This window comes from Kocuria sp. CPCC 205260, from assembly GCF_040981045.1.
Lineage (GTDB): Bacteria > Actinomycetota > Actinomycetes > Actinomycetales > Micrococcaceae > Kocuria > Kocuria palustris.
On record NZ_JAVKPT010000121.1, the window covers coordinates 1 to 507 of the forward strand.

A 507-nucleotide genomic window follows, 5' to 3' on the forward strand; every position below is an offset into this window, starting at 1 on the left:
GCGTTCCACGGCCCCTCTCCGGCCAAGGGCCCGAACATCTGCGTCCCGGAAAAACACCCGCAGTCGCACAACGCGTGCGGTATCGGGGCACAGATGTTCCGGGGTGCGAGGACGCGGGGTCTGACGGTACGGGACGACGCCGCTGCGTCCGGTTCACACGGTCGTGGCCCCCGCGCGCAGCGCCGTGGAGAGCCTGTGGGCCTGGTCCAGCAAAGCCGCCCCGAGGCGGGGTCTGCGTTCCGCGGTGAACCGGGGTTCGATCCCCGTCAGGGAGAGTGCGTAGCGGGGTTGGCCGGTCGCGTCGAACACCGCGGCCGCCATGCCCCACGAGCCCTCCACAATACGTCCGGGGTTCAGGGACCAGCCGTCCTCCCGGACCTGGGCGACGAGGCGGCGGACGTGAGCGTCGTCGTGCTGTGGACCGAGGCGCGTCCGCTCCTCCCGGGTGTCCGCGAGGGCGGTCTCCAATTGGTCCGGGGGTAGGTGACCGGGGATCGCGAGTCCCGC

General features: G+C 71.8%; 1 protein-coding gene. It reads right to left on the reverse strand.

Annotation, left to right across the window (positions count from 1 at the left end):
* Positions 1–153 precede the first annotated feature (153 nt).
* Positions 154–507: IclR family transcriptional regulator C-terminal domain-containing protein (locus RF645_RS13510; RefSeq protein WP_368819296.1), on the reverse strand; the 354-nt coding region annotated here is incomplete at its 5' end.